At 67.8% G+C, this 24,368-nt stretch carries 21 protein-coding genes; 18 read left to right on the forward strand and 3 right to left on the reverse strand.

Going from position 1 to position 24,368, the window contains the following annotated elements:
* Positions 1-51: 51 nt before the first annotated feature.
* The 15 genes from ACS5PK_RS04020 (at position 52) to ACS5PK_RS04090 (ending at position 17,797) form a co-directional block, all read left to right on the forward strand.
* Entirely contained in the window at positions 52-1,044 is a 993-nt protein-coding gene (locus ACS5PK_RS04020; protein ID WP_439438961.1) for a Gfo/Idh/MocA family protein, read from the forward strand.
* Complete coding sequence (locus ACS5PK_RS04025) at positions 1,041-1,745, forward strand: acylneuraminate cytidylyltransferase family protein (RefSeq protein WP_439438962.1); 705 nt, start codon at positions 1,041-1,043, stop codon at positions 1,743-1,745. Before ACS5PK_RS04020 ends, ACS5PK_RS04025 begins: the two co-directional genes overlap by 4 nt.
* Positions 1,742-2,530 carry an SDR family oxidoreductase gene (locus ACS5PK_RS04030; RefSeq protein WP_439438963.1) on the forward strand — a complete coding sequence of 263 codons (789 nt, stop codon included), beginning with the start codon at positions 1,742-1,744 and terminating at the stop codon, positions 2,528-2,530. The genes ACS5PK_RS04025 and ACS5PK_RS04030 overlap by 4 nt, the downstream gene beginning before the upstream one ends.
* Positions 2,531-2,535: 5 nt before the next feature.
* Complete coding sequence (neuB, locus tag ACS5PK_RS04035) at positions 2,536-3,576, forward strand: N-acetylneuraminate synthase (protein WP_439438964.1); 1,041 nt, start codon at positions 2,536-2,538, stop codon at positions 3,574-3,576.
* The gene (gene neuC, locus ACS5PK_RS04040) at positions 3,573-4,712 is read left to right on the forward strand and encodes a UDP-N-acetylglucosamine 2-epimerase (protein WP_439438965.1); all 1,140 of its coding nucleotides are present in this window, start codon (positions 3,573-3,575) and stop codon (positions 4,710-4,712) included. Before neuB ends, neuC begins: the two co-directional genes overlap by 4 nt.
* Complete coding sequence (locus ACS5PK_RS04045) at positions 4,702-5,367, forward strand: acetyltransferase (RefSeq protein ID WP_439438966.1); 666 nt, start codon at positions 4,702-4,704, stop codon at positions 5,365-5,367. The genes neuC and ACS5PK_RS04045 overlap by 11 nt, the downstream gene beginning before the upstream one ends.
* A gap of 26 nt (positions 5,368-5,393) precedes the next feature.
* Entirely contained in the window at positions 5,394-6,869 is a 1,476-nt protein-coding gene (locus ACS5PK_RS04050) for an aminotransferase class I/II-fold pyridoxal phosphate-dependent enzyme (protein WP_439438967.1), read from the forward strand.
* Between the two features lie 27 nt (positions 6,870-6,896).
* A complete protein-coding gene (locus tag ACS5PK_RS04055; RefSeq protein WP_439438968.1) occupies positions 6,897-8,114 on the forward strand; it encodes a hypothetical protein in 1,218 nt (405 codons plus the stop codon).
* Positions 8,111-10,090, forward strand: coding sequence for a polysaccharide biosynthesis protein (locus ACS5PK_RS04060; RefSeq protein ID WP_439438969.1), 1,980 nt, complete (start codon positions 8,111-8,113; stop codon positions 10,088-10,090). Before ACS5PK_RS04055 ends, ACS5PK_RS04060 begins: the two co-directional genes overlap by 4 nt.
* Before the next feature lie 72 nt (positions 10,091-10,162).
* Positions 10,163-10,900 (forward strand): AzlC family ABC transporter permease, encoded by a 738-nt coding sequence (locus ACS5PK_RS04065; protein ID WP_439438970.1) that lies wholly within the window; start codon positions 10,163-10,165, stop codon positions 10,898-10,900.
* Positions 10,897-11,229: an AzlD domain-containing protein gene (locus ACS5PK_RS04070; RefSeq protein WP_439438971.1), complete on the forward strand. Its 333-nt coding sequence runs from the start codon at positions 10,897-10,899 to the stop codon at positions 11,227-11,229. The genes ACS5PK_RS04065 and ACS5PK_RS04070 overlap by 4 nt, the downstream gene beginning before the upstream one ends.
* A gap of 118 nt (positions 11,230-11,347) precedes the next feature.
* Positions 11,348-12,541 (forward strand): phosphoglycerate kinase, encoded by a 1,194-nt coding sequence (locus tag ACS5PK_RS04075; RefSeq protein WP_439438972.1) that lies wholly within the window; start codon positions 11,348-11,350, stop codon positions 12,539-12,541.
* A gap of 227 nt (positions 12,542-12,768) precedes the next feature.
* A complete protein-coding gene (locus ACS5PK_RS04080) occupies positions 12,769-15,096 on the forward strand; it encodes an NADP-dependent malic enzyme (protein WP_439438973.1) in 2,328 nt (775 codons plus the stop codon).
* Positions 15,097-15,503: 407 nt separating this feature from the next.
* On the forward strand, positions 15,504-16,934 hold the full coding sequence (gene pyk, locus ACS5PK_RS04085) for a pyruvate kinase (protein ID WP_347605793.1): 1,431 nt from the start codon (positions 15,504-15,506) through the stop codon (positions 16,932-16,934).
* A gap of 98 nt (positions 16,935-17,032) precedes the next feature.
* A complete protein-coding gene (locus ACS5PK_RS04090; RefSeq protein WP_439438974.1) occupies positions 17,033-17,797 on the forward strand; it encodes a substrate-binding periplasmic protein in 765 nt (254 codons plus the stop codon).
* Between the two features lie 13 nt (positions 17,798-17,810).
* Here the strand turns inward: ACS5PK_RS04090 and ACS5PK_RS04095 are convergent, their stop codons facing one another.
* Positions 17,811-18,830 (reverse strand): STAS-like domain-containing protein, encoded by a 1,020-nt coding sequence (locus ACS5PK_RS04095; protein WP_439438975.1) that lies wholly within the window; start codon positions 18,828-18,830, stop codon positions 17,811-17,813.
* A gap of 358 nt (positions 18,831-19,188) precedes the next feature.
* On the opposite strand from ACS5PK_RS04095, the gene fba reads away from it, so the two are divergent.
* The 3 genes from fba (at position 19,189) to ACS5PK_RS04110 (ending at position 22,498) form a co-directional block, all read left to right on the forward strand.
* Entirely contained in the window at positions 19,189-20,253 is a 1,065-nt protein-coding gene (fba, locus tag ACS5PK_RS04100) for a class II fructose-bisphosphate aldolase (protein WP_439438976.1), read from the forward strand.
* A gap of 112 nt (positions 20,254-20,365) precedes the next feature.
* Complete coding sequence (locus ACS5PK_RS04105) at positions 20,366-21,262, forward strand: phosphoribosylaminoimidazolesuccinocarboxamide synthase (RefSeq protein ID WP_439438977.1); 897 nt, start codon at positions 20,366-20,368, stop codon at positions 21,260-21,262.
* A 123-nt stretch (positions 21,263-21,385) separates the two neighbouring features.
* Positions 21,386-22,498: a hypothetical protein gene (locus tag ACS5PK_RS04110; protein ID WP_439438978.1), complete on the forward strand. Its 1,113-nt coding sequence runs from the start codon at positions 21,386-21,388 to the stop codon at positions 22,496-22,498.
* Between the two features lie 61 nt (positions 22,499-22,559).
* Here ACS5PK_RS04110 and ACS5PK_RS04115 read toward each other — a convergent pair whose 3' ends face one another.
* Together ACS5PK_RS04115 and ACS5PK_RS04120 are read right to left on the reverse strand one after the other, a co-directional pair.
* Positions 22,560-23,243 carry a glutathione S-transferase family protein gene (locus ACS5PK_RS04115; RefSeq protein WP_439438979.1) on the reverse strand — a complete coding sequence of 228 codons (684 nt, stop codon included), beginning with the start codon at positions 23,241-23,243 and terminating at the stop codon, positions 22,560-22,562.
* A gap of 156 nt (positions 23,244-23,399) precedes the next feature.
* On the reverse strand, positions 23,400-24,353 hold the full coding sequence (locus ACS5PK_RS04120; protein WP_439438980.1) for a complex I NDUFA9 subunit family protein: 954 nt from the start codon (positions 24,351-24,353) through the stop codon (positions 23,400-23,402).
* Between the last annotated feature and the right edge of the window lie 15 nt (positions 24,354-24,368).

Raw genomic sequence — 24,368 nt, forward strand, 5'->3', positions numbered from 1 at the left:
AGCCTTGCCGCAGTTCACGTCATGCAAGTACCCGCACGGAGACCGTAGGTGATGAAAGTCCTGCTGGTGGGAACAGGGTCGATCGGCCGACGGCATCTGGCGAGCCTTCGACGGCTGCGGGGAGACCTGCTCGTCGACGTACTCCGGGAAGGCGGGCGCGCGGCAGACCAAAGCACCGAGGGACTGGGCGACGGCGTGTCGGTCGTGACTGATCTGGACCGGGCTCTGGCCCGGCGCCCCGATCTCATGGTCATCGCCAACCCCAGCGCATTGCACCTGCGCTATTTGCTGGCGGCCGTCGAGCACCGCATACCGTTCTATGCGGAGAAGCCCGTCCTCACGACTCAGGCGGATGTGCTGGAGCTGAAGCGGTGCATCGACCGTGCGCGGCCGGGCACGGTCCCCAGCATGGTGGGCTGCAATCTGCGATTCCTGCCCTCACTGCGGGCCCTGCGGACGCAGATCGAAAGCGGCGAGCTGGGGCGCGTGATTCGCGCCAGCTTCGAGGCCGGCCAATGGTTGCCCGACTGGCGGCCTGCCAGCGACTACCGCGCCAGCTACAGCGCCAAGCCGGCGCTGGGCGGTGGTGTCGCACTGGACCTGATCCATGAGGTGGATGCGGCGCGCTGGCTGCTGGGCGACTTTTCGATGGTCTCGGGGCAGTTCTGGCGCGGATCGTCGCTGGAGATCGAGACCGAGGACTGCGCCTGTTTGCTGATGAAGGCGGCAAGCGGCCCGGTGGCGACGGTCCAGCTGGACTACGTCAGCCGGCAGCCCTTCCGGCGCTATCGCTTGGTCGGGGATCAGGCGAGCGCTGAATGGGACCTGCCTGGCCGCTATGTGGCGGTGTCCACGGCACAGGGTCGCCGCGAGTTGCCACTGGGGCCGGATGCCTTCGATGTCAGCCAGACCTACATCGCCGCCATGTCGGAGCTGCTGTCGGCCATCCAGGCCGGTACGACAAGCTCTCAACCGATTGAAGAAGGCCTGGCCTCGCTGGAGCTGGTGCTTCGCGCCAAGGCCTCTGCGTCCCTCCCAACATGAAGACCATTGCAACCATCTGCGCCAGAGGCGGCTCCGTCGGGGTGCCTCGCAAGAACATCCTGCCGGTGGGCGGCAAACCGCTGATCGCCCACACCATCGAGCAGGCCCTGGCCGTCCCGGGGATTGACGTCGTCTACGTCTCGACCGATTGCCCGGACATCGCCGAGGTCGCGAAGGCGCATGGGGCACGCGTGCCCTTCCTGCGGCCGGCGGAACTGGCCACGAGCACGGCCGCCAAGATTCCGGTGATCCAGCACCTCTGCGATTGGGTCGAGGCGAACGAGGGGCATTTCGACCGGCTCATCGACCTGGATCCGACCTCGCCGCTGCGCCTCATCGAAGACATCGAGGCCTGCCTCTCGCTGCTGGACGACGAGACGGACGCCGTCATCACGGCTTTCGAGTCCGAGAAGAATCCGTACTTCAACATGGTCGAGAGAAAGGCCGATGGCCATGTCGGACTGGTCTGCGACCAGCAGGGCGGCGTCGTGGCTCGCCAGCTGGCGCCGCGTGTCTACTCGATGAATGCGTCGATCTACGTCTGGCACCGGCACACCCTGTCGAAGGGCCTGTGGAATGGGCGCCTGAAGCTGCACGTGATGCCCCGGGAGCGGTCGATCGACATCGACAGCCCTCTGGACTTGAAGATCGTTGAAATGCTGCTGGCGGATCGCGCCGCCGGCATGGGAGCACAGGGATGAATCGTTTTTCTCTAGAGGGCAAGCGGGTCGTGGTCACCGGAGCGGCCGGCATCCTGGGGCAGGTGTTCTGCCGTGAGCTGCTGGACAGCGGGGCGCATGTCGTGGCCATCGATGCACAGCAGGCGGCGCTGGATGCCCTGCGGGAGCAGCTGCCATCGGACCGGCTGGAAGTGCATTGCGCGGACATCCGTGAGCGAGCGCAGATTGCCGAGATCCGTGCGAGCCTCATGGCACGCCATGGCCGCATCGACGGGCTGCTGAACAACGCGGCCACCAAGAGTCCCAACTTCTTCGAGCCCTTCGAGACCTTCCCACTGGAGGACTGGGACCACGTGATGTCGGTGAACCTCAAGGGCGCCATGGTCTGCTGCCAGGAGTTCGGTGCCGTCATGGCCGAGCAAGGCCATGGCAGTGTCGTCAATGTGCTGTCCATCTACGGCATTGCGGCGCCGGACCAGCGCATCTACGAGGGCTCGGAGTACCTCGGCCGAACCATCAACACCCCGGCGGTCTACAGCGCCAGCAAGGCGGGCCTTTGGGGCTTGACGCACTACCTGTCGAGTTACTGGGGGCAGCGCAATGTACGCGTCAACGCCCTGACGCCGGGTGGCATCCAGAGCGGCCAGAACCAGACCTTCACCGATCGCTACAGCCAGCGCGTGCCCATGGGTCGCATGGGACAGGCCGATGATCTGGTGGGGGCATTGGTGTACCTGATGTCCGACGCGTCTTCCTACGTCACTGGCCAGAACATCGTGGTCGATGGCGGCCTGACAGCCTGGTGATTCCGATGTCCAAGACCTTTGTCATCGCCGAAGCGGGCGTGAACCACAACGGTTCCGAGGCCCTGGCCCTGCAGCTGGTTGAGACGGCCGCGCGCTGCGGTGCAGACGCCGTCAAGTTCCAGACCTTCACCGCCGACAAGCTGGTGCGCAAGGGGGCCGAGAAGGCCGCCTACCAGAAGGAGGCCACCGGGGACGGGGATCAGCACAGCATGCTCAAGCAGCTGGAGATGTCGCCTGCGCTGCACCGGACGCTGATGCAGCGCTGCGAGGCTGTGGGCATCGAGTTCATGTCCACCCCCTTCGACGAGGAGGCGGCGGACTTCCTGCTTTCGCTGGGCATGCGCCGCATCAAGGTGCCCTCGGGCGAAATCACCAACACGCCCTTTCTGCGCTTCCTGGCAGCGAAGAACGTGCCGCTGATCGTGTCCTCGGGCATGGCCACGCTGGAGGAGGTGGAGCAGGCCGTCGCCGTGATCGCGCAGGAGCGCGCACGCCTGGGTCTGACGCAGCCGCTGGGCGAGATGCTGACGCTGCTGCATTGCACCTCCAACTATCCGGCCAGTCCTGCGGACGTGAATCTGCGCGCGATGCAGACCATGGCGCAGGCCACGGGCCTGCCGGTCGGCTACTCCGACCACACCCTGGGCCTGGCGGTCTCCACGGCCGCCGTGGCCCTGGGAGCGACCGTCATCGAGAAACACTTCACCATGGACAAGGCCCTGCCCGGCCCGGACCATCCCGCCTCGCTGGATCCGCAGGAACTGGGCCAGCTGGTGGCGCAGGTGCGTGCCGCCGAGCAGGCGCTGGGTTCGGCCGTCAAGGCGCCCGTGGCGTCGGAGCTGCCGGTGCGTGCGCTGGTGCGCCGCAGCGTGAGCCTGGCGCGGGACATGGCTGCGGGGCAGCCACTGCGCGCCCAGGACCTCTGCCTGCTGCGTCCCGGCACGGGCATCCCTCCTGCCGAGCTGGAGGCCGTGATCGGCCGCGCGCTCAGCCGGGCCCTGCCGGCCGGCAGCACGCTGGCCTGGGCCGACCTGGAGACGCCGTGAGCGCACCGCGACACCTCTGCTACCTGACGGGCACCCGGGCCGACTTCGGCCTGATGGCCTCCACCCTGCGCCTGCTCGACGCCGATCCGCGCTTCGCGCTGAGCGTGCTGGTGACGGGCATGCACCTGGCCCCGGAATTCGGGCTGACGGTGCGCGAGATCGAGGCCGAGGGCTTTGACATCCAGGGCCGTGTGGCCTGCGAGATGGCCCACGCGGACGGTGGGCAGATGGCGCGCAACATCGGCCTGATGCTGCAGGGCTTTGTCGACGTCCTGCAGCAGCGCCGCCCCGAGGCCCTGCTGGTACTGGGCGACCGTGGCGAGATGCTGGCGGGGGCCCTGGCCGCGGCCCATCTGGGCATTCCTGTCGTGCACCTGCATGGCGGGGAGCGCTCGGGCACGGTGGATGAGCCGGTCCGCCATGCCATCTCCAAGCTCTCGCATCTGCACCTGACGGCCACGGCCGACGCCCGCGACCGCCTGATCCGAATGGGCGAGAGGCCGGATCGCATCACCGTCGTCGGGGCGCCGGGCCTGGACGGCCTGACGGCGCTGGCGAACCGCGGTCGCGCTGAGCTCTGCGCGCAGGAAGGGTTGGACCCCGCCGCGCGCCTGGCCCTGCTGGTGTTCCACCCGGTGCTGCAGGAAGCGGCGCTGGCCGGGGAGCAGATGCGCCTGATCGCCCAGACCCTGACCGACACGGGCCATGCGGTGCTGGCCCTGATGCCCAACGCCGACGCCGGCAGCGCCGAGGTGCGTGCTGCCCTGCAGGCCTTCGCCACGCCGGGCCGCTTCGTCGTGAAGACGCACCTGCCCCGGCCCGAGTTCGTCGCCTGGATGGCGCAGGCTGACGTCATGGTTGGCAACTCCTCCAGCGGCATCATCGAGGCCGCGAGCTTCGGCACCCCGGTGATCAATCTGGGCAGCCGTCAGAACATGCGCGAGCGCAATGCGAACGTGCAGGACCTGCCGATCGAGGCCGCGGCTCTGCGTGCCGCCCTGGCCGGCGTTCCTCCCAGGCCTGCGCCTCCGCACGTGAACGTGTACGGGGACGGCCGGACCGGGCCCCGCATCGTCGACCACCTGGCCTCAGTCGCCCTGACGCCGGACCTGATGGACAAGTGCAATGCGTACTGAATTGCCAAGCCCCCGGAACCCTGCGCTTGCCCGGGCGCTGCTGGTGGGCGCGGGCGGGCAGGGCCAGGTCGTGGCCGACGCTCTGCAGGCGGCTGGCCCGGCCTGGACCCTGTGCTTTGTCGATGATCGCGAGGCCCTGTGGGGGCAGTCGCTGATCGGATTGCCGGTGCTGGGCTCCTTGCGCGCCGTGCTCCAGGCCGACGACCATGTGCATGTGGCCATCGGCAGCAACGTGGTCCGGCGCCGCCTCTTTGCCGGTCTCGATCGCAAGCGGATGCTGACGGTGCAGCATCCGCGCGCCATGGTCTCGTCCCATGCCCGGGTGGGCCTCGGCTGCTTCGTGGCCGCCGGCGCGGTGCTGGGGCCCAGTGCCGTGCTGGGGGAGGGCGTGATCCTCAACCATGGCGCGGTCGTGGATCACGATTGCGTGCTGGACGACTTCTGCCATGTGGCCCCGCTGGCCAGCCTGGCGGGCGATGTCCGGCTGGGCGCCGGGGTGCTGGTCGGTGCGGGGGCCCGCCTCCTGCCAGGAGTCAGGGTTGGTGCCGGAGCGGTGATCGGCGCCGGAGCGGTGGTATTGAACGATGTCGCGCCGGGGGCCACCGTGGTTGGCGTGCCAGCTCGGGAAATGAACAGCCTGTCTAGCAAGGGCTGAAAGGGACGGAAATGAATAATGCAACATTGTTGAAGGACATTCAGGTCGCACGCAGCTGCACGATCCGGGATGCGTTGGCACGGCTGGACCGTACCGGCCATGGTCTCCTGCTGCTTGTGTCGGCAGAGGGCTGTTTCGAGCGCACCGTCACCGACGGCGACCTGCGCCGCCTGATGCTGGGCAATGCGTCGCTGGAGTCCACGCTGACGCAGCTGCCGCAGCGTGCATCCGTCACCGTCAAGGTCGGCAGCTACACGCGCCAGCAGGCCCTGGCCTTGATGGGCCAGCATTCCATCCACCACATCCCCGTGCTGGACGACTCCGGCAGCGTGGCCGGCCTGCTGGAACGCAAGGAGCTGGACGAGCAGATCCTGCTGTCCACGCCTCACCTGGGCGAGTTCGAGCGCGAATTCGTCGAGGAGGCCTTCCGCACCAACTGGATCGCGCCGCTGGGGCCGCACGTGGATGCCTTTGAGCGCGAGCTGGCGGCCGAGGTCGGTGTCAAGCATGCGGCGGCGGTGTCGTCTGGCACCGCCGCCATCCACCTGGCGCTGCGCCTGCTGGACGTCGGTCCGGGTGATCGCGTGTTCTGCTCGGCCCTGACCTTCGTGGCCACGGCCAATCCCATCCTCTACCAGGGCGCCGAGCCGGTGTTCATCGACTCCGAGCCCTTCAGCTGGAACATGTCGCCGTTGGCGCTGGAGCGAGCCCTGGCCGAGTCCAAGGCGCAGGGGCGTCTGCCCAAGGCCGTCATCGTGGTGAGCCTGTATGGCCAGAGCGCCGACATGGATCCGCTGCTGGAGCTGTGCGATGCCTACGGCGTGCCGGTGGTCGAGGACTCGGCGGAGTCGCTGGGCGCCAGCTACAAGCAACGGCCCAGCGGCTCCATGGGCCGCATGGGCATCTTCTCCTTCAACGGCAACAAGATCATCACCACCTCCGGCGGCGGCATGCTGGTGTCGGACGACGAGTCCCTGATCAAGAAGGCCCGCTTCCTGGCCACCCAGGCCCGTGAGCCGGTGCCCCATTACGAGCACACCACCGTCGGCTACAACTACCGCATGAGCAACATCCTCGCCGGTGTCGGGCGCGGGCAGCTGCGGGTGCTGAAGGACCGCGTGCAGGCGCGCCGCCGGGTGTTTGAGCGCTACCGGGACGGGCTCAAGCACGTCACGGCCATCGAATGGATGGACGAGCCCGCCTGGAGCTATTCCAACCGCTGGCTGAGCACGGGCATCATCCGCAGCGAGCGTACGCGGGTGACCAGCCAGGACCTCATGCAGCGGCTGATGGCGGAGCGCATCGAGGCGCGACCGGTCTGGAAGCCCATGCAGCTGCAGCCGGTCTTCGCGCAGGCGGCCTACTACAGCCACGAGCCGCAGCATTCTGTTTCTGCTCACCTGTTCGAATCGGGCTTCTGCCTGCCGTCCGGCTCCAACATGACGGAAGCGCAGCAGGATCGTGTGATCGCCGTGCTGAGCGATCTTTTTGCCAAGGGCTGAGCCCTTCATCGAGCTATGAATCCAGATTTGCAAGACGACCGAGCGGCCTATGGCGATGAATGGGACGAGCAGGAGGCGCCCGCGGTGACCCTGCTCGAGGCCCTGACATGGCTGGGCGAAGCCAAGACGCGCCTGTTGGCGACGGCGGGCGCCTGCGCCGTCCTCGGTGTAGGGCTGGCCTTGGTGCTGCCGGCCAAATTCACGGCCACCACGACCTTCCTGCCGCCGGCTTCAAGTCAGCCGCAAGCCGGCTCGGCCGCAGCGCTTGCCGCACTGGGCTCCCTCGGAGGCCTGGCAGGGGCGGGGGTGAAGACGCCCGACGAAATGTACGTGGCGCTGCTGACGGGTGACAGCGTGCTGCGGGGCCTGGACACGCGTTTCAGCCTCCGTGAACGCTATGGCGTGAGCAGCCATGAGGCCCTGCGCCGCCGTGTGGCGGAGTTCGTCCGTGTCGGGGCTGACAAGAAGTCCGGCCTGATCAGCGTGGACGTCGAGGACCGCGATCCCGAGTTCGCGACCCGGCTGGCCAATGCCCATGCCGAAGAAATCAGCAAGGTGCTGGGTCGCCTGGCGATTGGTGAGGCACAGCAGCGGCGCGTCTTCTATGAGAGGCAGATCAAGGAAGCCAAGGAGGCGCTGGTGCAGGCCGAGGCCGGCCTGCGTGCCGTCCAGGAGAAGTCCGGCATGATTGCGCTGGAGAAGCAGGCTGAGTCGGTCGTGATCGGCGTGGCCCAGCTGCGGGCCGCTATCACGGAGCGTGAGGTGCAGATGAAGGTCTTGCGCGTGGACAGCACCGAGCACAACCCGGCCGTGGTGAAGCTCAGTTCCGAGCTGGCGGCCCTGAAGGCGGAACTGGCGCGGGCCGAGTCGGCACAGGGGCCCAGCGCCGTGGGCGTCTCGATGGCCAAGCTGCCGGCTGCGGCTGTGGAGTATGTCCGTGCCCGACGTGAACTGAAGATCCAGGAGGCCCTGATGGAGGGCCTGATCCGCCAGTACGAGATTGCCAAGCTGGATGAGGCCAAGGAAAGCCCGTCGCTTCAGCAGGTCGATGTGGCACGTGTCCCTGAGCGCAAGTCCTCTCCACGGCTGGGGCTGCTGGCGCTGAGCTTCGTCGCCGTGGGACTGATGGGTTCCGTGGCCTGGGTGCTTGGTCGCGGCTATGTTGCGAAGGTCCGCAGCCAGGACCCCGACAAGGCAGCCTCCTGGCGCGCACTGGCCAAGGCCTGGCGCTGGAGCCGCGCATGAGTAGCTGGAGCGTTCGTAGCCTGCGTGGCCTGGTGGCATTGCCCGCCTGGTGCAAGGCCGCCCTGCTGGTAGCGGTCGATGCTGTGTTCCTTCCCCTGTGCATGCTGGCGTCGGTGACCTTGCGGGTGGGCACGCTGGACGAGGCGCTGCACACCGCCCTGGCAGGGCAGGTGATCTTCGCGTGGCTGGCCATCCCGGTGCTGGCCGCCGCAGGTCTGTACCGCTCGGTGGTCCGCTACCTGGACCTGCGCGTGCTGGCCCGCTGCAGCGCTTCCCTGGCCGCGGTGGTGCTGCTGGTCTACATGCTGGCGCAAGCCGCGGACCTCACCATGCTGCCGCGCTCGTCCATGCTGATCTTCTGGTTCATCACCTTTGCCTACGTGCTGATCTCGCGCTTTCTCGCGCGGGCGCTGCTGTGGGGGGCCCTGCAGCGGCATGGGCGTCCGCTGGTCCGGACCATCATCTACGGAGCAGGGGCTGCAGGCGCCCAGCTGGCGCACAGCATGCAGTTCAGCCCCGAGTACCGGGCCGTCTGCTTCGTGGATGACGAGCCTGCACTGCGCGGCAAGAAGGTGGCCGGCCTGGACGTGCTGCCGGCCGATGCGCTGCGTGGCGCGGCCGACAAGCTGGCGATCGACCTCATCGTGGTCGCGGTGCCTTCGGCCGCGCCGGCTGTGCGTCGCCGCATCATCGAGCTGGCCGAAGGCACGGGCCTGCCGGTCAAGACGCTCCCGGGCCTGGTGGACCTGGTCCAGGGCGATGTACGCGTCTCCGACATCCGCGAGGTTGCGCTGCCTGACCTGCTGGGCCGCGAGGTGGTGCCGCCCGATGCCAAGCTCTTCAGCCGCAACATCCGCGGCAAGGCCGTGCTGGTGACGGGGGCCGGGGGCTCCATCGGCAGCGAGTTGTGCCGCCAGATCATGAGCCAGCGGCCGGCCGTGCTGCTGCTGCTGGACCACTCCGAGTTCGCGCTCTACAGCATCGAGCAGGAGCTGCGTCCGCAGGCGCAGGACGTCACCCTGGAGGCGGTGCTGGGCAGTGTGCTGGATGAAGACCTGCTGCTGCAGCTGATGCGCCAGCATCGTGTCGATACCGTTTATCACGCCGCAGCCTACAAGCACGTGCCGCTGGTCGAAGCCAATGTGCTGAGAGGCATCACGAACAATGTCTTCGGTTCCCTGGCGGTTGCGCGCTGCGCCGCGGCGGCAGGCGTCACGACCTGCGTGCTGGTGTCCACCGACAAGGCCGTGCGCCCGACCAACATCATGGGCACGACCAAGCGCGTGGCCGAGCTGATCTTCCAGGGGGCGGCGGCGGCACCACAGTCCAAAACCACTTTTGCGATGGTGCGCTTCGGCAACGTGCTGGGCTCCTCCGGCTCCGTGGTGCCGCTGTTCAAGCGGCAGATCCAGGATGGCGGGCCCATCACCATCACGCATCCGGACATCATCCGCTACTTCATGCTGATTCCTGAAGCGGCCCAGCTCGTCATCCAGGCGGGCGCGATGGCCCGCGGAGGCGAGGTGTTCGTGCTGGACATGGGCGAGCCCGTGCGCATCGTCGACCTGGCGCGTACCCTGATTCGCCTGTCCGGGCTGACGGAGCGCACCAAGAGCCACCCGGATGGCGACATCGCCATCGAGTTCGTGGGACTGCGGCCGGGCGAGAAGCTTTACGAGGAGCTGCTGATCGGCGATGGCGTGACGCCCAGCGGCCATCCTCGCATCATGTGCGCCCACGAGCGCATGCTGGAGCCTCAGGTGCTGGACACCCTCTTGGCCCAGCTCCGGGAGGCCTCTCGGGCCGGCGATGTGACCAGGGCTGTGGAACAGTTGCGTCTGCTGGTGCCGGAGTACCAGCCGCAGGCGGCGGAGTCTGCACCTCCTCCGGGATACTCGGCGGGCGTGGGCGAGGGCGCGGATGAGCAGGTCTTGCAGCCTGTGCTTGCGCCACCTGTTGTGTCGGCCCTGGGCTGAGTCCAGCCAGGCCGGGTGCCGGCACATCTCCCAGTGCCAGCACGATGAAAGCCTGGTGGCGACAATGCGCGCATGAGCAGCACTTTGACGGCGTTGAGGCGCCATCCTGAATTCGGCCAGGGCGCCCGCGACATGTTGGGCATCACCCTGGGCATCTCGGCCTGGGGGCTGGTCACCGGCGTGGCCATGATCAAAAGCGGGCTGTCATTGCCGCTGGCGCTGCTGATGAGCCTCACCGTCTTCGCCGGCAGTTCGCAGCTGGCCGCGCTGCCCCTGCTGGCGGCCGGCGCGCCGCTGTGGGTGCTATGGGCCACGGCTTTCTGCGTGAACCTGCGCTTCGTGATCTTCAGCGCGCAGTGGCGCTACTACCTGGGCCACCTGCCGCTGCGCTGGCGGCTCTTCACCGGCTACTTTGCCGCCGACCTCAACTACGTGGCCTTCATGCGCCGCTACCCGGAGCCCCGGCCGGCCGACGAGCCGGCCCTGGCCTACTTCTGGGGCGGTGTGGCGCTGAACTGGAGCGCCTGGCAGATCCCCTCCATCGCAGGCATCCTGCTGGCCGATCGCGTGCCCACCGAATGGGGGCTGGGCTTTGCCGGCGTGCTGGCGCTGCTGGGCTTGACCTACTCGCTGCTGTCGGACCGCAAGAGCTGGATCTCTGCCGCCATGGCTGGCTGTGCCGCAGTTGCGAGCTACGCCCTGCCCTTGAAGCTCAACATCGTCGTGGCCATCGCGGCGGCCGTGGCCATGGGCCTGCTGCTGGATCACTGGATGCCTGATGCCAGGACGCCCGAGGAGGCTGTCAAATGAATGACTGGATGACCGCCCTGGCCATCCTCGGCCTGGCCCTGATCACGGTGCTGACGCGCAGCTTCTTCATGATCCCCGAGCGCGAGATCCCCATGCCCGACTGGGCCAAGCAGGGCCTGCGCTATGCCCCTCTGGCCGCGCTGGCCGCCGTGGTGCTGCCCCAGATCGTGATGACGCCGGACGGCCAGTTGCTGCACAGCTGGCAGGACGCGCGCCTCTACGCCGCGACCGTCGGCACCGCCTACTTCTTCTGGAAGCGCGGCATCCTGGGCACCATCCTGAGCGGCACGGCGGTGATGCTGGCCCTGCGCGTCGGCCTGGGCTGGTAATCGAGGCGTGCTCGGGTACCACCAAGGTACGGCCGGGGCGCGCCGGGGCGGCTTGGTAAGCTAGAGGGCTTGCGCTGCCCGTGCAGCCCCCGAATTCCACACAAACTCCGAGAGACTCATGAACGTCCTGCGTTTTTCCGACCTCGTGGCCGCCGGCAAGGTGGCTGGTCAGCGTGTCTTCATCCGTGCCGATCTGAACGTCCCCCAGGACGATGCCGGCAACATCACCGAGGACACCCGCATCCGCGCCTCCATCCCGGCGATCGAGATGGCCCTGAAGGCCGGCGCTGCTGTGATGGTGACCTCCCACCTGGGCCGCCCGACCGAGGGTGAGTTCAAGCCCGAGGACTCCCTGGCTCCCATCGCCAAGCGCATGGGCGAGTTGATGGGCCGTGAGGTGCCCGTGCTGGCTGACTGGGTCGACGGTGTGAGCGTCGAGCCGGGCCAACTGGTGCTGCTGGAGAACTGCCGCGTCAACAAGGGCGAGAAGAAGAACAACGAAGAGCTGGCGAAGAAGATGGCCGCCCTGTGCGACATCTACGTCAACGACGCCTTCGGCACCGCCCACCGCGCCGAGGGCACGACCTACGGCATCGCACAGTTCGCCAAGGTTGCCTGCGCCGGTCCGCTGCTGGCCGCCGAGATCGACGCCATCACCAAGGCCCTGGCCGCCCCGAAGCGCCCGCTGGTGGCCATCGTGGCCGGCTCCAAGGTCTCCACCAAGCTGACCATCCTCCAGTCCCTGTCCAAGAACGTGGACGGCCTGGTGGTGGGCGGCGGCATCGCCAACACCTTCATGCTGGCCGCCGGCCTGAAGATCGGCAAGTCCCTGGCCGAGCCCGACCTCGTGGGCGAGGCCATCGCCGTGATCGAGTCCATGAAGGCCCGCGGCGCCGCTGTGCCCATCCCCGTGGACGTGGTGACCGCCAAGACCTTCGCCGCGGACGCTCCGGCCACCGTGAAGGCCGCGACCGACGTGGCCGACGATGACCTGATCCTGGACATCGGCCCCAAGACTGCCGCGATGCTGGCCGAGCAGCTCAAGGCAGCGGGCACCATCGTCTGGAACGGCCCGGTGGGTGTGTTCGAGTTCGATGCCTTCGCGCACGGTACCGAGACCATCGCTCGCGCCATCGCCGAGAGCAGCGCCTTCAGCATCGCTGGCGGCGGCGACACCCTGGCCGCCATCGCCAAGTACGGCATCGAGAAGAACGTGGGCTACATCTCCACCGGCGGCGGCGCCTTCCTGGAAGTGCTGGAAGGCAAGACCCTGCCCGCCTTCGAGATTCTGGCCCGGCGCGCCGAGGGCTGATCGACGGCTCGCTCTGCTTGAAAGCCCGGCTTGTCCGGGCTTTTGTCTTTGGCAGCTCGACGCTCTGGCGGAAGCTCGCTTGCCGCGTCGCGAAGGCCGTCAGGCCGGTGTTTGCGATTTGTGCATGAGGGGCAAAGGACTCGGCATCGGCAGCGCATGAAACCGTCATGTACCGGGGAGTAAGCTGGCTGGCCCTGCAGTCCGCACAGCAACAAGAGGAGACCCGGATGGCTGAGAAAGAGGCCTTGTCGCCCGCCGAACGCGCCCTGCGCGACGCCGCGCTGGAATACCACCGCGCGCCGACCCGCGGCAAGATCGCCGTCACGCCCACCAAGGCCCTGTCCAACCAGCGTGATCTCTCGCTGGCCTACTCGCCCGGCGTTGCCTATGCCTGCCTGGCCATCGAGGAGGACCCCAGCCTGGCGGCCGAGTACACCTCGCGCGCCAACCTCGTCGGCGTCATCACCAACGGCACGGCCGTGCTGGGCCTGGGCGACATCGGCCCCCTGGCCGGCAAGCCGGTGATGGAGGGCAAGGGCTGCCTGTTCAAGAAGTTCGCCGGCGTTGACGTCTTCGACATCGAGCTGGCCGAGCGCGACCCCGACAAGCTGGTCGACATCATCGCCGCCATGGAGCCCACGCTGGGCGGCGTCAACCTCGAGGACATCAAGGCGCCCGAGTGCTTCTACATCGAGAAGAAGCTCTCCGAGCGCATGAACATTCCCGTCTTCCACGACGACCAGCACGGCACGGCCATCATCTCCAGCGCCGCCCTGCTCAACGGCCTGGAGCTGGTGGGCAAGGCCATCGGGCAGGTGAAGCTGGCGGTGTCGGGTGCGGGCGCCGCGGCCATCGCCTGCCTGGACGTGATGGTGGGCCTGGGCGTGAAGCGGGAGAACGTCTTCGTCTGTGACTCCAAGGGCCTGATCCAGAGCGAACGCGCCGATGCGCAGGCCGGCAAGCTCGATGAATCCAAGCAGCGCTACTGCCAGGTCACGACGGCCCGCACGCTGGCCGATGTGGTGGCCGGCGCGGACGTCTTCCTGGGCTGCTCGGCCGCGGGCGTGCTGACGCAGGACATGGTCGCGACGATGGCCGGCAATCCCATCATCCTCGCCCTGGCCAACCCCGAACCCGAGATCCGCCCCGAGCTGGCCAAGGCAGTGCGCCCGGACTGCATCATCGCCACTGGCCGCTCGGACTACCCGAACCAGGTCAACAACGTCCTGTGCTTCCCCTACATCTTCCGCGGTGCGCTGGACTGCGGCGCCACCAAGATCACCGAGGCCATGAAGCTGGCCTGCGTGCGCGAGATCGCCGCCCTGGCCAAGGCTGAGATGAGCGATGAGGTCGCGGCCGCCTATGCCGGGCAGGAGCTGGCTTTCGGCCCGGACTACCTCATTCCCAAGCCCTTCGACGCCCGCCTGATCCTGCGCATTGCGCCGGCCGTGGCTGAAGCGGCCGCGGCGTCGGGCGTGGCCACACGGCCCATCGCCGACCTGGCGGCCTATCGCGAGCAGCTCTCGCGCTTCGTCTACCAGACCGGCATGTTCATGCGCCCGGTCTTCGCCGCCGCCAAGGCCGAGTACCAGGAAGGCCAGGCCCGCGTGATCTACGCCGAGGGCGAGGACGAGCGCGTGCTGCGCGCCGTGCAGGTGGCCATCGACGAGAAGCTCACCCGCCCGACGCTGATCGGCCGCCCCGAGGTCATCCAGATGCGCCTCCAGCGCGCCGGCCTGCGCATGAAGCTGGGCGAGGACGTGCAGCTCATCGACCCGGACAACGACGCCCGCTTCCGCCACTACTGGGAGCGCTACCACCAGGTCATGGGGCGCCGCGGCGTGACGCCGGAGATGGCCAAGGCGGCGGTGCGCCGCTCGGCCACCACCATCGGCGCCCTGGCCATCGAGCTGGGCGACGCCGACGCCATGATCTGCGGAATGGTGGGGCGTTTTGATTCGCACCTGGAGCATGTGTCCGACCTCATCGGACTCAAGGCTGGGGTGCAGAACTTCGCCACCCTCAATGCGCTGATGCTGGAGCAGCACACGCTCTTCATCACGGACACCTTCGTCAACGAGGACCCGACTGCCGAGCAGTTGGCCGAGATCGCCGCCATGGCTGCGGAGGAGATGCGCCGCTTCGGCCTGCCGCCCAAGGTGGCCTTCCTCTCGCACTCGATGTTCGGCTCCAGCAAGCGGGCCTCGGCGCAGAAGATGCGCCGTGCACGCGAACTCTTCGTGCAGCACGCCCCGGACGTGGAGTGCGATGGCGAGATGCATGGCGATGCGGCGCTGAGCGAGTCGGTGCGCGCCACCTTCCTGCCGGACAGCACCCTCAAGGGCGCGGCCAACCTGCTGGTGCTGCCGAGCCTGGACGCTGCCAACATCCTCTTCAACGTGCTGAAGATCACCAGCGGGCAGGGCGTCACCGTGGGCCCGATGCTGCTGGGCGCGGCCCGGCCGGTGCATATCCTCACGCCGTCCGCGACCGTGCGGCGCATCGTCAACATGACGGCGCTGGCCGTGGCCGAAGTCCGCGCTGGAAAGGGTTGACCACCCCAGGAATTGACCACCCCCTACCGGCTTCGCCCCCTTGCAGGGCGCACCGGGCCAGAGACCCGGCCCTTCGGTAGTCACAAACGCCAGGGCGTTTGTGTCCGACCTCAGCCCCCTCAAGGGGGCACAGCCGACGGCCCGGCAAAGGCGGATCCACGGCTGTCGCTCTGCATGAACCCCGCCGGGTTGCCCCGGCGGGGTTCTTTGTTTGAAGGGGCGCCGTGTTGGTGGTGCAGCCTGGCGATGCGCGGTCGTGCCATCGGCATTCAAGCCCTTCGCTCCTCTCGAAGCACCGCGCGGTCAATGCCTTCATCCCGCCCCGCTTGGTAACCGCATGAAATCGACTTCCCGCTCTAAATGCGGCACATAATCGATTCCTGTAACTTAATTTCAGCGAGCTGCCCATGACCCGTGCCACCAAGATCGTTGCCACTCTCGGTCCCGCATCCTCCACCCCCGAGGTGCTGGAGCGCATGATCCGGGCGGGGGTGGACGTGGTGCGGCTGAATTTCTCTCATGGCAAGGCGCAGGACCACATCGACCGCGCCCGCATGGTGCGCGAGGCGGCCGCGGCGGTGGGCAAGGAGGTCGCCATCATGGCCGACCTGCAGGGCCCCAAGATCCGCGTCGGCAAGTTCGAGAACGGCAAGATCGAACTGGTCAACGGCACCCGCTTCATCCTCGATGCCAACCGCACCGAGCTGGGCAACGAGGAGATCGTGGGCCTGGACTACAAGGAGCTGCCGCGCGACGTGAAACCTGGCGACACGCTTCTGCTCAATGACGGCCTGCTGGTGCTGACTGTCGAGGCCGTGCGCGGCGCGCAGGTCCACACCATCGTCAAGCTGGGCGGCGAGCTGTCCAACAACAAGGGCATCAACAAGCAGGGCGGCGGTCTCACGGCGCCGGCCTTGACCGCCAAGGACATGGAGGACATCAAGACCGCCATGTCCTTCCAGTGCGAATACCTGGCCGTCAGCTTTCCCAAGAACGCCACCGACATGGAGATGGCCCGCCAGCTGGCCAATGTCGCAGGCGAGCCCTGGCGTCACAAGCCCGGCATGATCGCCAAGATCGAGCGCAGCGAGGCCATCCCGCATCTGGAGGCCATCCTGAAGGCCTCCGACGGCATCATGGTGGCCCGCGGTGACCTCGCCGTGGAGGTGGGCAACGCCGCCGTGCCTGCCCTGCAGAAGCGCATGATCCGCATGGCCCGCGAGCTGGACAAGGTCGCCATCACGGCCACCCAGATGATGGAGTCCATGATCGTCAATCCGGTGCCCACCCGCGCCGAGGTGTCCGACGTGGCCAATGCCGTGCTGGATGGCACCGACGCCGTGATGCTCTCCGCCGAGACCGCCGCCGGCAAGTTCCCCGTGGAGACCATCGAGCAGATGGCGGCCATCGCGCTGGAGGCCGAGATCGCCGAGTTCGTCACCATCGACACCGACTTCACCAACCGCCAGTTCGGCCGCATCGACCAGGCGATTGCCATGGGTGCGCTGTTCACCGCGCACCACCTGGGCTGCAAGGCCATCCTGGCCCTGACCGAGTCCGGCTCCACCGCGCTGTGGATGAGCCGCCATCGCATCCATGTGCCCATCTTCGGCCTGACCACCACGCCGCAGTCGCAGCGCAAGATGACGCTCTACCGCAATGTGCGCCCGCTGCTCATGCCCAAGTACGAGGACCGCGACGTGGCCTTGAAGGCTGCCGAGCAACTGCTGGTCGAGCGCGGTGTGCTGATGCCCGGCGATACCTACGCCATCACCTGCGGCGAGCCCATGGGCTACCCCGGTGGCACCAATATGCTGAAGGTCTGCCGCGTCGAGTAAGTCGCGCGACGGCTGGCCCGGCCTGCAGGCGGCCACCCCCGCTGCACTATGCTTGGACTCAGCCGGCCGGCATTGCGACCGTTCGAGACGCACCCGGCATGAACGCCCCCCAGAAGAACTTGCGGCCAGACCCGCAGCGGCGGCGCCTGCTGGGCGCTTGCGTGCGGCTGGGCCTGGGCGTCGGGAGCGCAACAGGTGCAGCGGCCCTGCCGCAAGTGCCCCTGGCCGTGGGCGAGCATGTGAACCGTGCCTTCGTGATGCCCTTGCTGCAGCTGCTGCAACAGGGCGCTGGCTGGGCCTGGGACCTGCAGTTCGCGCCCATGGGCCGCGTGCTCGCCCTGGCGGAACGCGGGCAGAGCCTGGCCTTTGGCCTGGGGCGCACGGCAGCCCGCGAGGCCGTGCTGGCCTACAGTGATCCCCTGTTCAGCTCCCGCGTCTGGCCTGTCGTTCGACGGGACCGCGGTCTGCGCCTGCGCAGCGTCGAGGATCTGCGCGGGCTGACCGTCTGCCTGGCTCGCTCCATGAGCTACGGTGCGGCCATCGATGCTGCGAAGGGGCAGGATTTCCAGGTCGAGTATGCCGATGGCGACCCCATGACCCGCTTGCGCATGCTGGCTGCCCAGCGCTGTGATGTGGTGCTGATGACTCACCGCAGCGCCGACCCCTGGCTGCTGGAGCGTCGGCTGCGCAGTGCGGCCGGCTATTCGGCGCTGATCGAGGTGGGCGCCACGCCCCTGGTCAGCGAGCCTGTGCATGTGGCCGGAGCCCTGGGCAGCCCGCTGCTGCGACATCTCCCCCTGCTCAATGCGGCGCTGCGGCGCCAGCACGCTGCCATCCAGGCCCTGGTCGACAGCGAGCTGTGAATCTCGCCCCAGCTCAGGACTTCTGTGCGCTGCGCACCAGGGCCTCGATGCGCGGTGTCATGTGCGTGGGCACCAGCTCCACCTCCTGGTGCGCTCGGGCGAAGACGCGGAAAAGCTCGTCCGTGAAGCCGTGCCCGACATCCTCCACCCCCTCGAAGCTCACCTCGGCGCGCTTGAACTGCGGCAGCCGCGCTGCCACGCGCCGGGCTTGCGCGCGCGAGTCCAGGGCCTGGCCCGGCCCGGCCACCAGGCGCAGGTAGATCTTGGTCTGGTCGAACTCGATGCCCGAGCCATCCGTGCTCCAGGCCTCCAGCACCTGATCCAGGGTGCGGGTGCTGTCCAGTGCGATGGACATGTAGATGGAGCTGCCTTGGCGCGGCAGTGGTCGACCGGCTTGCCAGCCGGTGGATTCCCAGGCGCGGCGCTGGAAGGCCGTGCCGTTGGCGTGGATGTCGAAGACATCGGCGAGTTGAGCGCTGAAGAAGAGCCCACGCCCGGTATGCATCTGCGGCTGGCTGGTCAGCCGCCCCTTGGACAGCTCCAGCATCGCGTGCTGAGGATCGGTGATGTCGAAAGCCTCGCAAATCCTGTTGAAGACACCGCAGCCGTCGTCCGATACCAGCAACTGCACATGGCTGGGAGTCTGCCGCAGGGAGACGGTCACGCTGCTGCCGCCGCTGTGGTCCACGGCGTTGTTGACCAGCTCGGTGAAGCCGTGCTGCACCATGCGGGCCACGTGCTTGGGCAGGGCGAAATTGGGTGCGAAGTCCCGTTGCCAGGGCAGGTCTTCCTGCAGGCCGTGCAAGGTGTAGGAGCGCACGACCTGGCGCAGCACCCCCGGGCCGTAGACGGGGCGGCGCATGCTGCCCTCGCGCGTGAGCCACTGGGCGTCGACCAGGCGGCGCAGGGCCGAGAGCACCGCGCGATGGCTGGCACCGGTGCGCTCTTCCACATGCGCCGGCAGGTCCAGCGAATGTTCACGGGCGGCAGCAGTGATCCACAGCGTCAGGTGCTCGAAGGACAGTCGGGTCATGAACGCTCCATGAGAGGGCTGTCAGTGTCGCCGCAAGTAACCGCCCTGCAGCGGCGCAGCAAGAGGGGGCGGCGGTCCAGCCCGACGCTTGGGGCGGGCGCAACACACCAATGGCGGACCAGTTGCGAGCCTAGCCCGGGCCTGAGCCCTTCGCAAGCGACCCAACCCGCTCAGGGCGCACCCGAGTTGCGGGGGCCGGCGCAAGGGTTGCCGGGCTGAGAGGCCGGTTTTGGCTGCCCTCGCCGCTAGAATCCCGGGCAGTTACGGCGCGGTTACATGCCTATGCTTGTGCTTGCACAGCCCGCAGGCTTGCCGCCAGACGCGCCCTCAGGATTTTTCACTTCCTCGGAGTTTCATCATGGCCCTCGTTTCCATGCGCCAGTTGCTGGACCATGCCGCCGAGCACGGCTACGGCATCCCGGCCTTCAACGTCAACAACCTGGAGCAGGTGCAGGCCGTGATGGCGGCTGCCGATGAAGTCGGCGCCCCGGTGATCCTGCAGGCCAGCGCAGGGGCTCGCAAGTACGCTGGCGAAAGCTTCATCAAACACCTGATCCAGGCGGCCGTCGAAGCCTACCCGCACATCCCGCTGGTGATGCACCAGGACCATGGCACCAGCCCCAAGGTCTGTGCCGGCGCCATCGACCTGGGCTTTGGCTCGGTGATGATGGACGGCTCTCTCATGGACGATGGAAAGACGCCTGCGTCCTTCGACTACAACGTGGACGTCACCCGCAAGGTCGTGGAGATGGCCCACAAGGTCGGCGTGACCGTGGAAGGCGAGCTGGGCTGCCTGGGCAATCTGGAAACCGGCGACGCCGGTGAGGAAGACGGCATCGGCGCTGTCGGCAAGCTCGACCACAGCCAGATGCTGACCGACCCCGAGGAAGCGGCCACCTTCGTGAAGGCCACGCAGCTGGACGCCCTGGCCATCGCCATCGGCACCAGCCATGGCGCCTACAAGTTCTCGCGCAAGCCCACGGGCGACATCCTCGCCATCAGCCGCGTCAAGGAAATCCACAAGCGCATCCCCAACACCCACCTGGTGATGCATGGCTCGTCCTCGGTCCCCGCCGAGCTGCTGGCCATCATCAACCAGTATGGCGGCAAGATGAAGGAAACCTACGGCGTGCCCGTCGAGGAGATCCAGGAAGCCATCAAGCACGGTGTGCGCAAGATCAACATCGACACCGACATCCGCCTGGCCATGACCGGTGCCGTGCGCAAGTTCCTGTTCGAGAACCCGGACAAGTTCGACGCCCGCGAATGGCTCAAGCCCGCCCGTGAAGCCGCCAAGCAGGTCTGCAAGGCCCGCTACCTGGAATTCGGCTGTGAAGGCCAGGCTGCAAAGATCAAGCCCCTGACCCTTGTTCAGGTGGCCGAGGCCTATGCGCGTGGCGAATTGGCTCAAGTCGTGCAATGATCCGCTAACGAAGACGAAGCTCCACGAACTTGACCCGCAGGTCGCCAGACCCGCGGGTCTTTTTTTGCCTGCGGCGCCCGTAAAATCGTCCCCTCTTCGACGGATGCCCACCATGACTGCTGCCCTGCTGAATTCCTCCCTCACCTCGCTCCCCCTCCTGGCCCGCGGCAAGGTGCGCGAGAACTACGCAGTCGGTGAAGACCGCATCCTGATGATCGCCAGCGATCGCATCTCTGCCTACGACGTCATCATGGGCGAGCCCATCCCGGGCAAGGGCGCGCTGCTGACGAAGATGGCGCTGTTCTGGTTCGACAAGCTGCAGGGCATCGTCCCCAACCATCTGACGGGCGAGGACCCGCTGTCGGTCGTCACCGAGGCCGAGCGCGAGCAGGTCCGTGACCGCGCCATGCTGGTCAAGCGCCTGAAGCCGCTGCCTATCGAGGCCGTGGTGCGCGGCTACCTGGCCGGCAGCGGCTGGGCCGAATACAAGGCCAGCGGCAAGGTCTGCGGTGTCGAGTTGCCGCCCGGTCTGCAGAACGCCTCCAAGCTGCCCCAGCCCATCTTCACCCCGGCCACCAAGGCCGAGATGGGCGACCACGACGAGAACATCGACTTCGAACGCTGCGTGGCCATCATCGGCCGTGAACTGGCTGAGAAGGTCCGCGACATCGCCATCCAGCTCTACCAGCGTGCTGCGGACTATGCCCTCACCAAGGGCATCATCATCGCGGACACCAAGTTCGAGTTCGGCCTGGATGCCGACGGCACCCTGACCCTCATGGACGAGGTGCTGACCCCCGACTCCTCGCGCTACTGGCCCGCCGAGAGCTACGCCGTGGGCAGCAACCCGCCCAGCTACGACAAGCAGTTCCTGCGTGACTGGCTGGAGCAGGCCCAGGTGGACGGCAAGCCCTGGGGCAAGGTAGCGCCGGCGCCCCAACTGCCCGCCGAGGTGATTCAGAAGACGGCCGCCAAGTACCAGGAAGCCCTGGAACGCCTGACGCGCTGAAGTTGATCCAGACCGGGCCCAGGCGGCCCGTCGTCTGGCAAGCTGTACCCAGATCGAATCAACCGGCGGACCCAGTGGTGCGCCCAGCGCCCCGGACGGGGCGCCGAAGCGAGGGAGTCTTGCATGGAGATCAAGTCGCGCCTGCTCAAGCAGCTGGACAAGGACATCGCGGCGTCCACGAGCCCGGTGCCTGCCGCTTGCCTCAAGGCCCGCCGAGCCATCCTGCTGGCGCGGCATGGTGCGCTCAACGAGGCCCGGGAGCAGTTGACGGTGCTGCATCAGCTGGCCTTCCAGCATCCGCACCCTGAGGTGGGCGCCTGGCTGCATCTGGCCGAAGGGCTGATGAGCTACTACACCGACTTCGGCAGCAGCGCCCAGGAAAAGATCCAGCGCGCCCTCAGCATCTCGCGCAGCATCGGTCAGTCCGAGGTCGAGTCCCTGGCGCATGCCTGGCTTACGCAGCTGGCCTATGTGCGGCATGACCTGCCCGTGGTGCTCAGCCATGCGGCCGAGTGCCTGCGCGTGGCCGCGCCCGAGCATCGTGTGGCGCGGGGGCGCGTGCATATGGTGCTCGGTGTGTGCTGGCAGTACGCCGGCCAGTTGGACCAGGCACTGCCCTGGTACCAGCGCTCGCGCGCCTATGCGGCGGCTGATGGCGATGACGCGACCATCTCCGCGCTCATGTACAACATGGCGGTGATGCGCACGGCCCAGGTGCGCTGGAAGGCGCTGTCCAGCACTGCCGCGCTGGCGCCTGAGCTGCTGCTTGGCGTGGACTCGGTCAAGCACTACGACGCCGCCGTGGGCGCAGCGGTGCTGGCGGAGCTGACACCCCTGCTGCGGGCGCAGATCCTTGCCATCCAGGGCGATTTCCAGCAGGCCAGGGCGCTCTACGAAGAACACCTGCCCCTGGCGATCTCGCGCGGCCTGGCCCGCCTGGGCAGCAGTCTGCTGTCCGACCTGGCCTGGTGCCGCCTCAACTGTGACGAGACCGAGGTGGCGCTCCAGCAGGCCCGCGAGGCTGAGGTGGAGCTGGATCCGCTGTGCGATGTCGACGACCGCGCGGCCACGCACACCCGACTGGCTCAGATCTTCGCCGCCGTGGGCGAGACCGCTGCTGCGGCCCATCATCAGGAGCGTGCTGCAGCGGAGTGGGCCGAGTTTGCTCGACAGCAGAGCGAGTGGGGGGCGGCCCTGGCCGCCTCAGGGCTCAAGGCCGATCCCCTGCGACGCTGAGCGGCCGCTGCCGGCCATGCTCCGGCAAGGACTCTTCCCGAGGCCCTGCCTCGTGCTGGCCTTACACCGGCGCTTGCCGATAGGGTTCGTCGTCCGCGATGAAGTCGTGCTCTGCCAGGGCGTCGCTGATCCATTCACGCACACCGGGCGCCGCGGCCAGCCGGTCCATGTAGGCGCCGACCACCGGTGGCACCGGCAGCCCGTAACTGCGGATGCGCATGGCCACCGGGGCGTAGAAGGCGTCCGCGGCGCAGAAGCTGCCGAACAGGAAGGGGCCGCCGCTTTCCGCCAGTGCGTCCTGCAGCAGCTGGCAGACGCGAGCGAGGTCCTGGCGCAGGCCGGCCTCCCTGGCCATCAGCTCCGCGCCCTTGTCCTGCAGCGCCGCCTCGATGTTCATGGGACAGTGCGAGCGCAACTGGCCGAAGCCCGAATGCATCTCGGCGCAGAGGCTGCGGGCCCGCGCGCGCTGCCGTGCATCCTGTGGCCAGACGCCGGCTTGCGGGTGGCGCTCCGCCAGGTACTCGGCGATGGCCAGGGTGTCCCACACCGCAAAGCCATCGTCCTCCACCAGCACGGGTACCTTGCCGGCGGGCGTGTGCTGCGCCAGGGCCTGGTAGAACGGCGAGCCGGCATGGAAGTCGAAGCGCAGCTTGACCTCCTCGAAGGGAATGCCCAGGCCCTTGGCCAGCACCCAGGGGCGCATGGACCAGGAAGAGTAGTTCTTGTTGCCGATCACCAGTTTCATGCGCGCTCCTCTGCGTCGATGGGTTCAGGACGCGCAAGCTTACTGTCCTGCCGGCGCCTTCACTGCTGAGAAATCGGCATGGGATTGATGCGTGCGGCGTATCGGCGGCCTGCCGGGGGGCAGGGGGATCAGGCCGACACGGCCCATCCGCGCGCGTCAGATGCGCGCATTGCGGCGCCAGCGATTGAGCTGCTCGGCCCGCGGTTGCTCGCCCAGTACGGCGGCCAGGCTGTGCGGCCGCAGCCCCAATGCCGTCAGCCCCGGCAGATGGCCGCTGGCGATGTTGGGGATGCGCATGGAGGCGAGGTTGTCCCGCGACATCAGCGGCTCGCCCGGCAGGCATTCCATGAACAGCGCCTGCAGCCAGGCCAGCGCTTCGGGCAGGTTCAGGATGGGGCGGGGGCGGCTCAGAAACTGTCCGGCCAACTGCACCAGTTCACGCAGGCTCAGCACCTGTGGTCCGGCGGCCTCGTACACCTGGGCAGCCGCGCCGGCCTGCTCGATCAACTGGCGCAACGCTCCCGCGACATCCTCCACCCAGACGGGCTGGAACTGCGCCGACGAACCGGCCAATGGCAGGACAGGGAAGGCGCGCTGCAGGCCGGCGAAGAGATTCAGGAACCGATCCTCGGCGCCGAAGATCACCGAGGGGCGCAGGATGCGCCAGTCCAGACCGCTGGCACGGATCAGCGCCTCGCCCCGCGCCTTGGAGCGCAGATAGCGCGAGGGGGCGTCCTGGGCCACGCCCAGCGCACTGACGTGGACCAGCCGCCGCACGCCGGCCGCCTGGCAGGCCTGCACCAGGCGCTGCGGCCAGCGCACATGGGCGGCCTCGAAGGCCTCTTCGCTGCCTTGCAGGATGGCGATCAGATTGACCACGACGTCCGCCTGCTCCACGAGGGCCTTCAGCGCGCCTTCATCATGGATCGAGCGCTCCACCACCGTGACGCCTGGCAGCACGCTGAGCGCACGGGCATGTGCGCGGCGGCGCGTGGGCACGGTGATGCGGTCATGGCCCGCCGCCACGAGCTGTCGGCAAAGGGCTCGGCCGACGAAGCCGCTGCCGCCAAAGATCAGCAATCGGGTGTCCGGGGCAGGGGAGGCGTTCATGGCTGTGGCAGGGTT

It is taken from the genome of Roseateles sp. DB2 (genome assembly GCF_051857535.1).
Lineage (GTDB): Bacteria > Pseudomonadota > Gammaproteobacteria > Burkholderiales > Burkholderiaceae_C > Roseateles_B.

Bases quoted from the DNA above. Each gene is read 5' to 3' on its own strand.
- ACS5PK_RS04020 (WP_439438961.1), top strand. From the start codon at position 52: ATGAAAGTCCTGCTGGTGGGAACAGGGTCGATCGGCCGACGGCATCTG.
- ACS5PK_RS04025 (WP_439438962.1), top strand. From the start codon at position 1,041: ATGAAGACCATTGCAACCATCTGCGCCAGAGGCGGCTCCGTCGGGGTG.
- ACS5PK_RS04030 (WP_439438963.1), top strand. From the start codon at position 1,742: ATGAATCGTTTTTCTCTAGAGGGCAAGCGGGTCGTGGTCACCGGAGCG.
- neuB (WP_439438964.1), top strand. From the start codon at position 2,536: ATGTCCAAGACCTTTGTCATCGCCGAAGCGGGCGTGAACCACAACGGT.
- ACS5PK_RS04045 (WP_439438966.1), top strand. From the start codon at position 4,702: ATGCGTACTGAATTGCCAAGCCCCCGGAACCCTGCGCTTGCCCGGGCG.
- ACS5PK_RS04060 (WP_439438969.1), top strand. From the start codon at position 8,111: ATGAGTAGCTGGAGCGTTCGTAGCCTGCGTGGCCTGGTGGCATTGCCC.
- ACS5PK_RS04065 (WP_439438970.1), top strand. From the start codon at position 10,163: ATGAGCAGCACTTTGACGGCGTTGAGGCGCCATCCTGAATTCGGCCAG.
- ACS5PK_RS04070 (WP_439438971.1), top strand. From the start codon at position 10,897: ATGAATGACTGGATGACCGCCCTGGCCATCCTCGGCCTGGCCCTGATC.
- ACS5PK_RS04075 (WP_439438972.1), top strand. From the start codon at position 11,348: ATGAACGTCCTGCGTTTTTCCGACCTCGTGGCCGCCGGCAAGGTGGCT.
- ACS5PK_RS04080 (WP_439438973.1), top strand. From the start codon at position 12,769: ATGGCTGAGAAAGAGGCCTTGTCGCCCGCCGAACGCGCCCTGCGCGAC.
- pyk (WP_347605793.1), top strand. From the start codon at position 15,504: ATGACCCGTGCCACCAAGATCGTTGCCACTCTCGGTCCCGCATCCTCC.
- ACS5PK_RS04090 (WP_439438974.1), top strand. From the start codon at position 17,033: ATGAACGCCCCCCAGAAGAACTTGCGGCCAGACCCGCAGCGGCGGCGC.
- ACS5PK_RS04095 (WP_439438975.1), bottom strand. From the start codon at position 18,830: ATGACCCGACTGTCCTTCGAGCACCTGACGCTGTGGATCACTGCTGCC.
- fba (WP_439438976.1), top strand. From the start codon at position 19,189: ATGGCCCTCGTTTCCATGCGCCAGTTGCTGGACCATGCCGCCGAGCAC.
- ACS5PK_RS04105 (WP_439438977.1), top strand. From the start codon at position 20,366: ATGACTGCTGCCCTGCTGAATTCCTCCCTCACCTCGCTCCCCCTCCTG.
- ACS5PK_RS04110 (WP_439438978.1), top strand. From the start codon at position 21,386: ATGGAGATCAAGTCGCGCCTGCTCAAGCAGCTGGACAAGGACATCGCG.
- ACS5PK_RS04115 (WP_439438979.1), bottom strand. From the start codon at position 23,243: ATGAAACTGGTGATCGGCAACAAGAACTACTCTTCCTGGTCCATGCGC.
- ACS5PK_RS04120 (WP_439438980.1), bottom strand. From the start codon at position 24,353: ATGAACGCCTCCCCTGCCCCGGACACCCGATTGCTGATCTTTGGCGGC.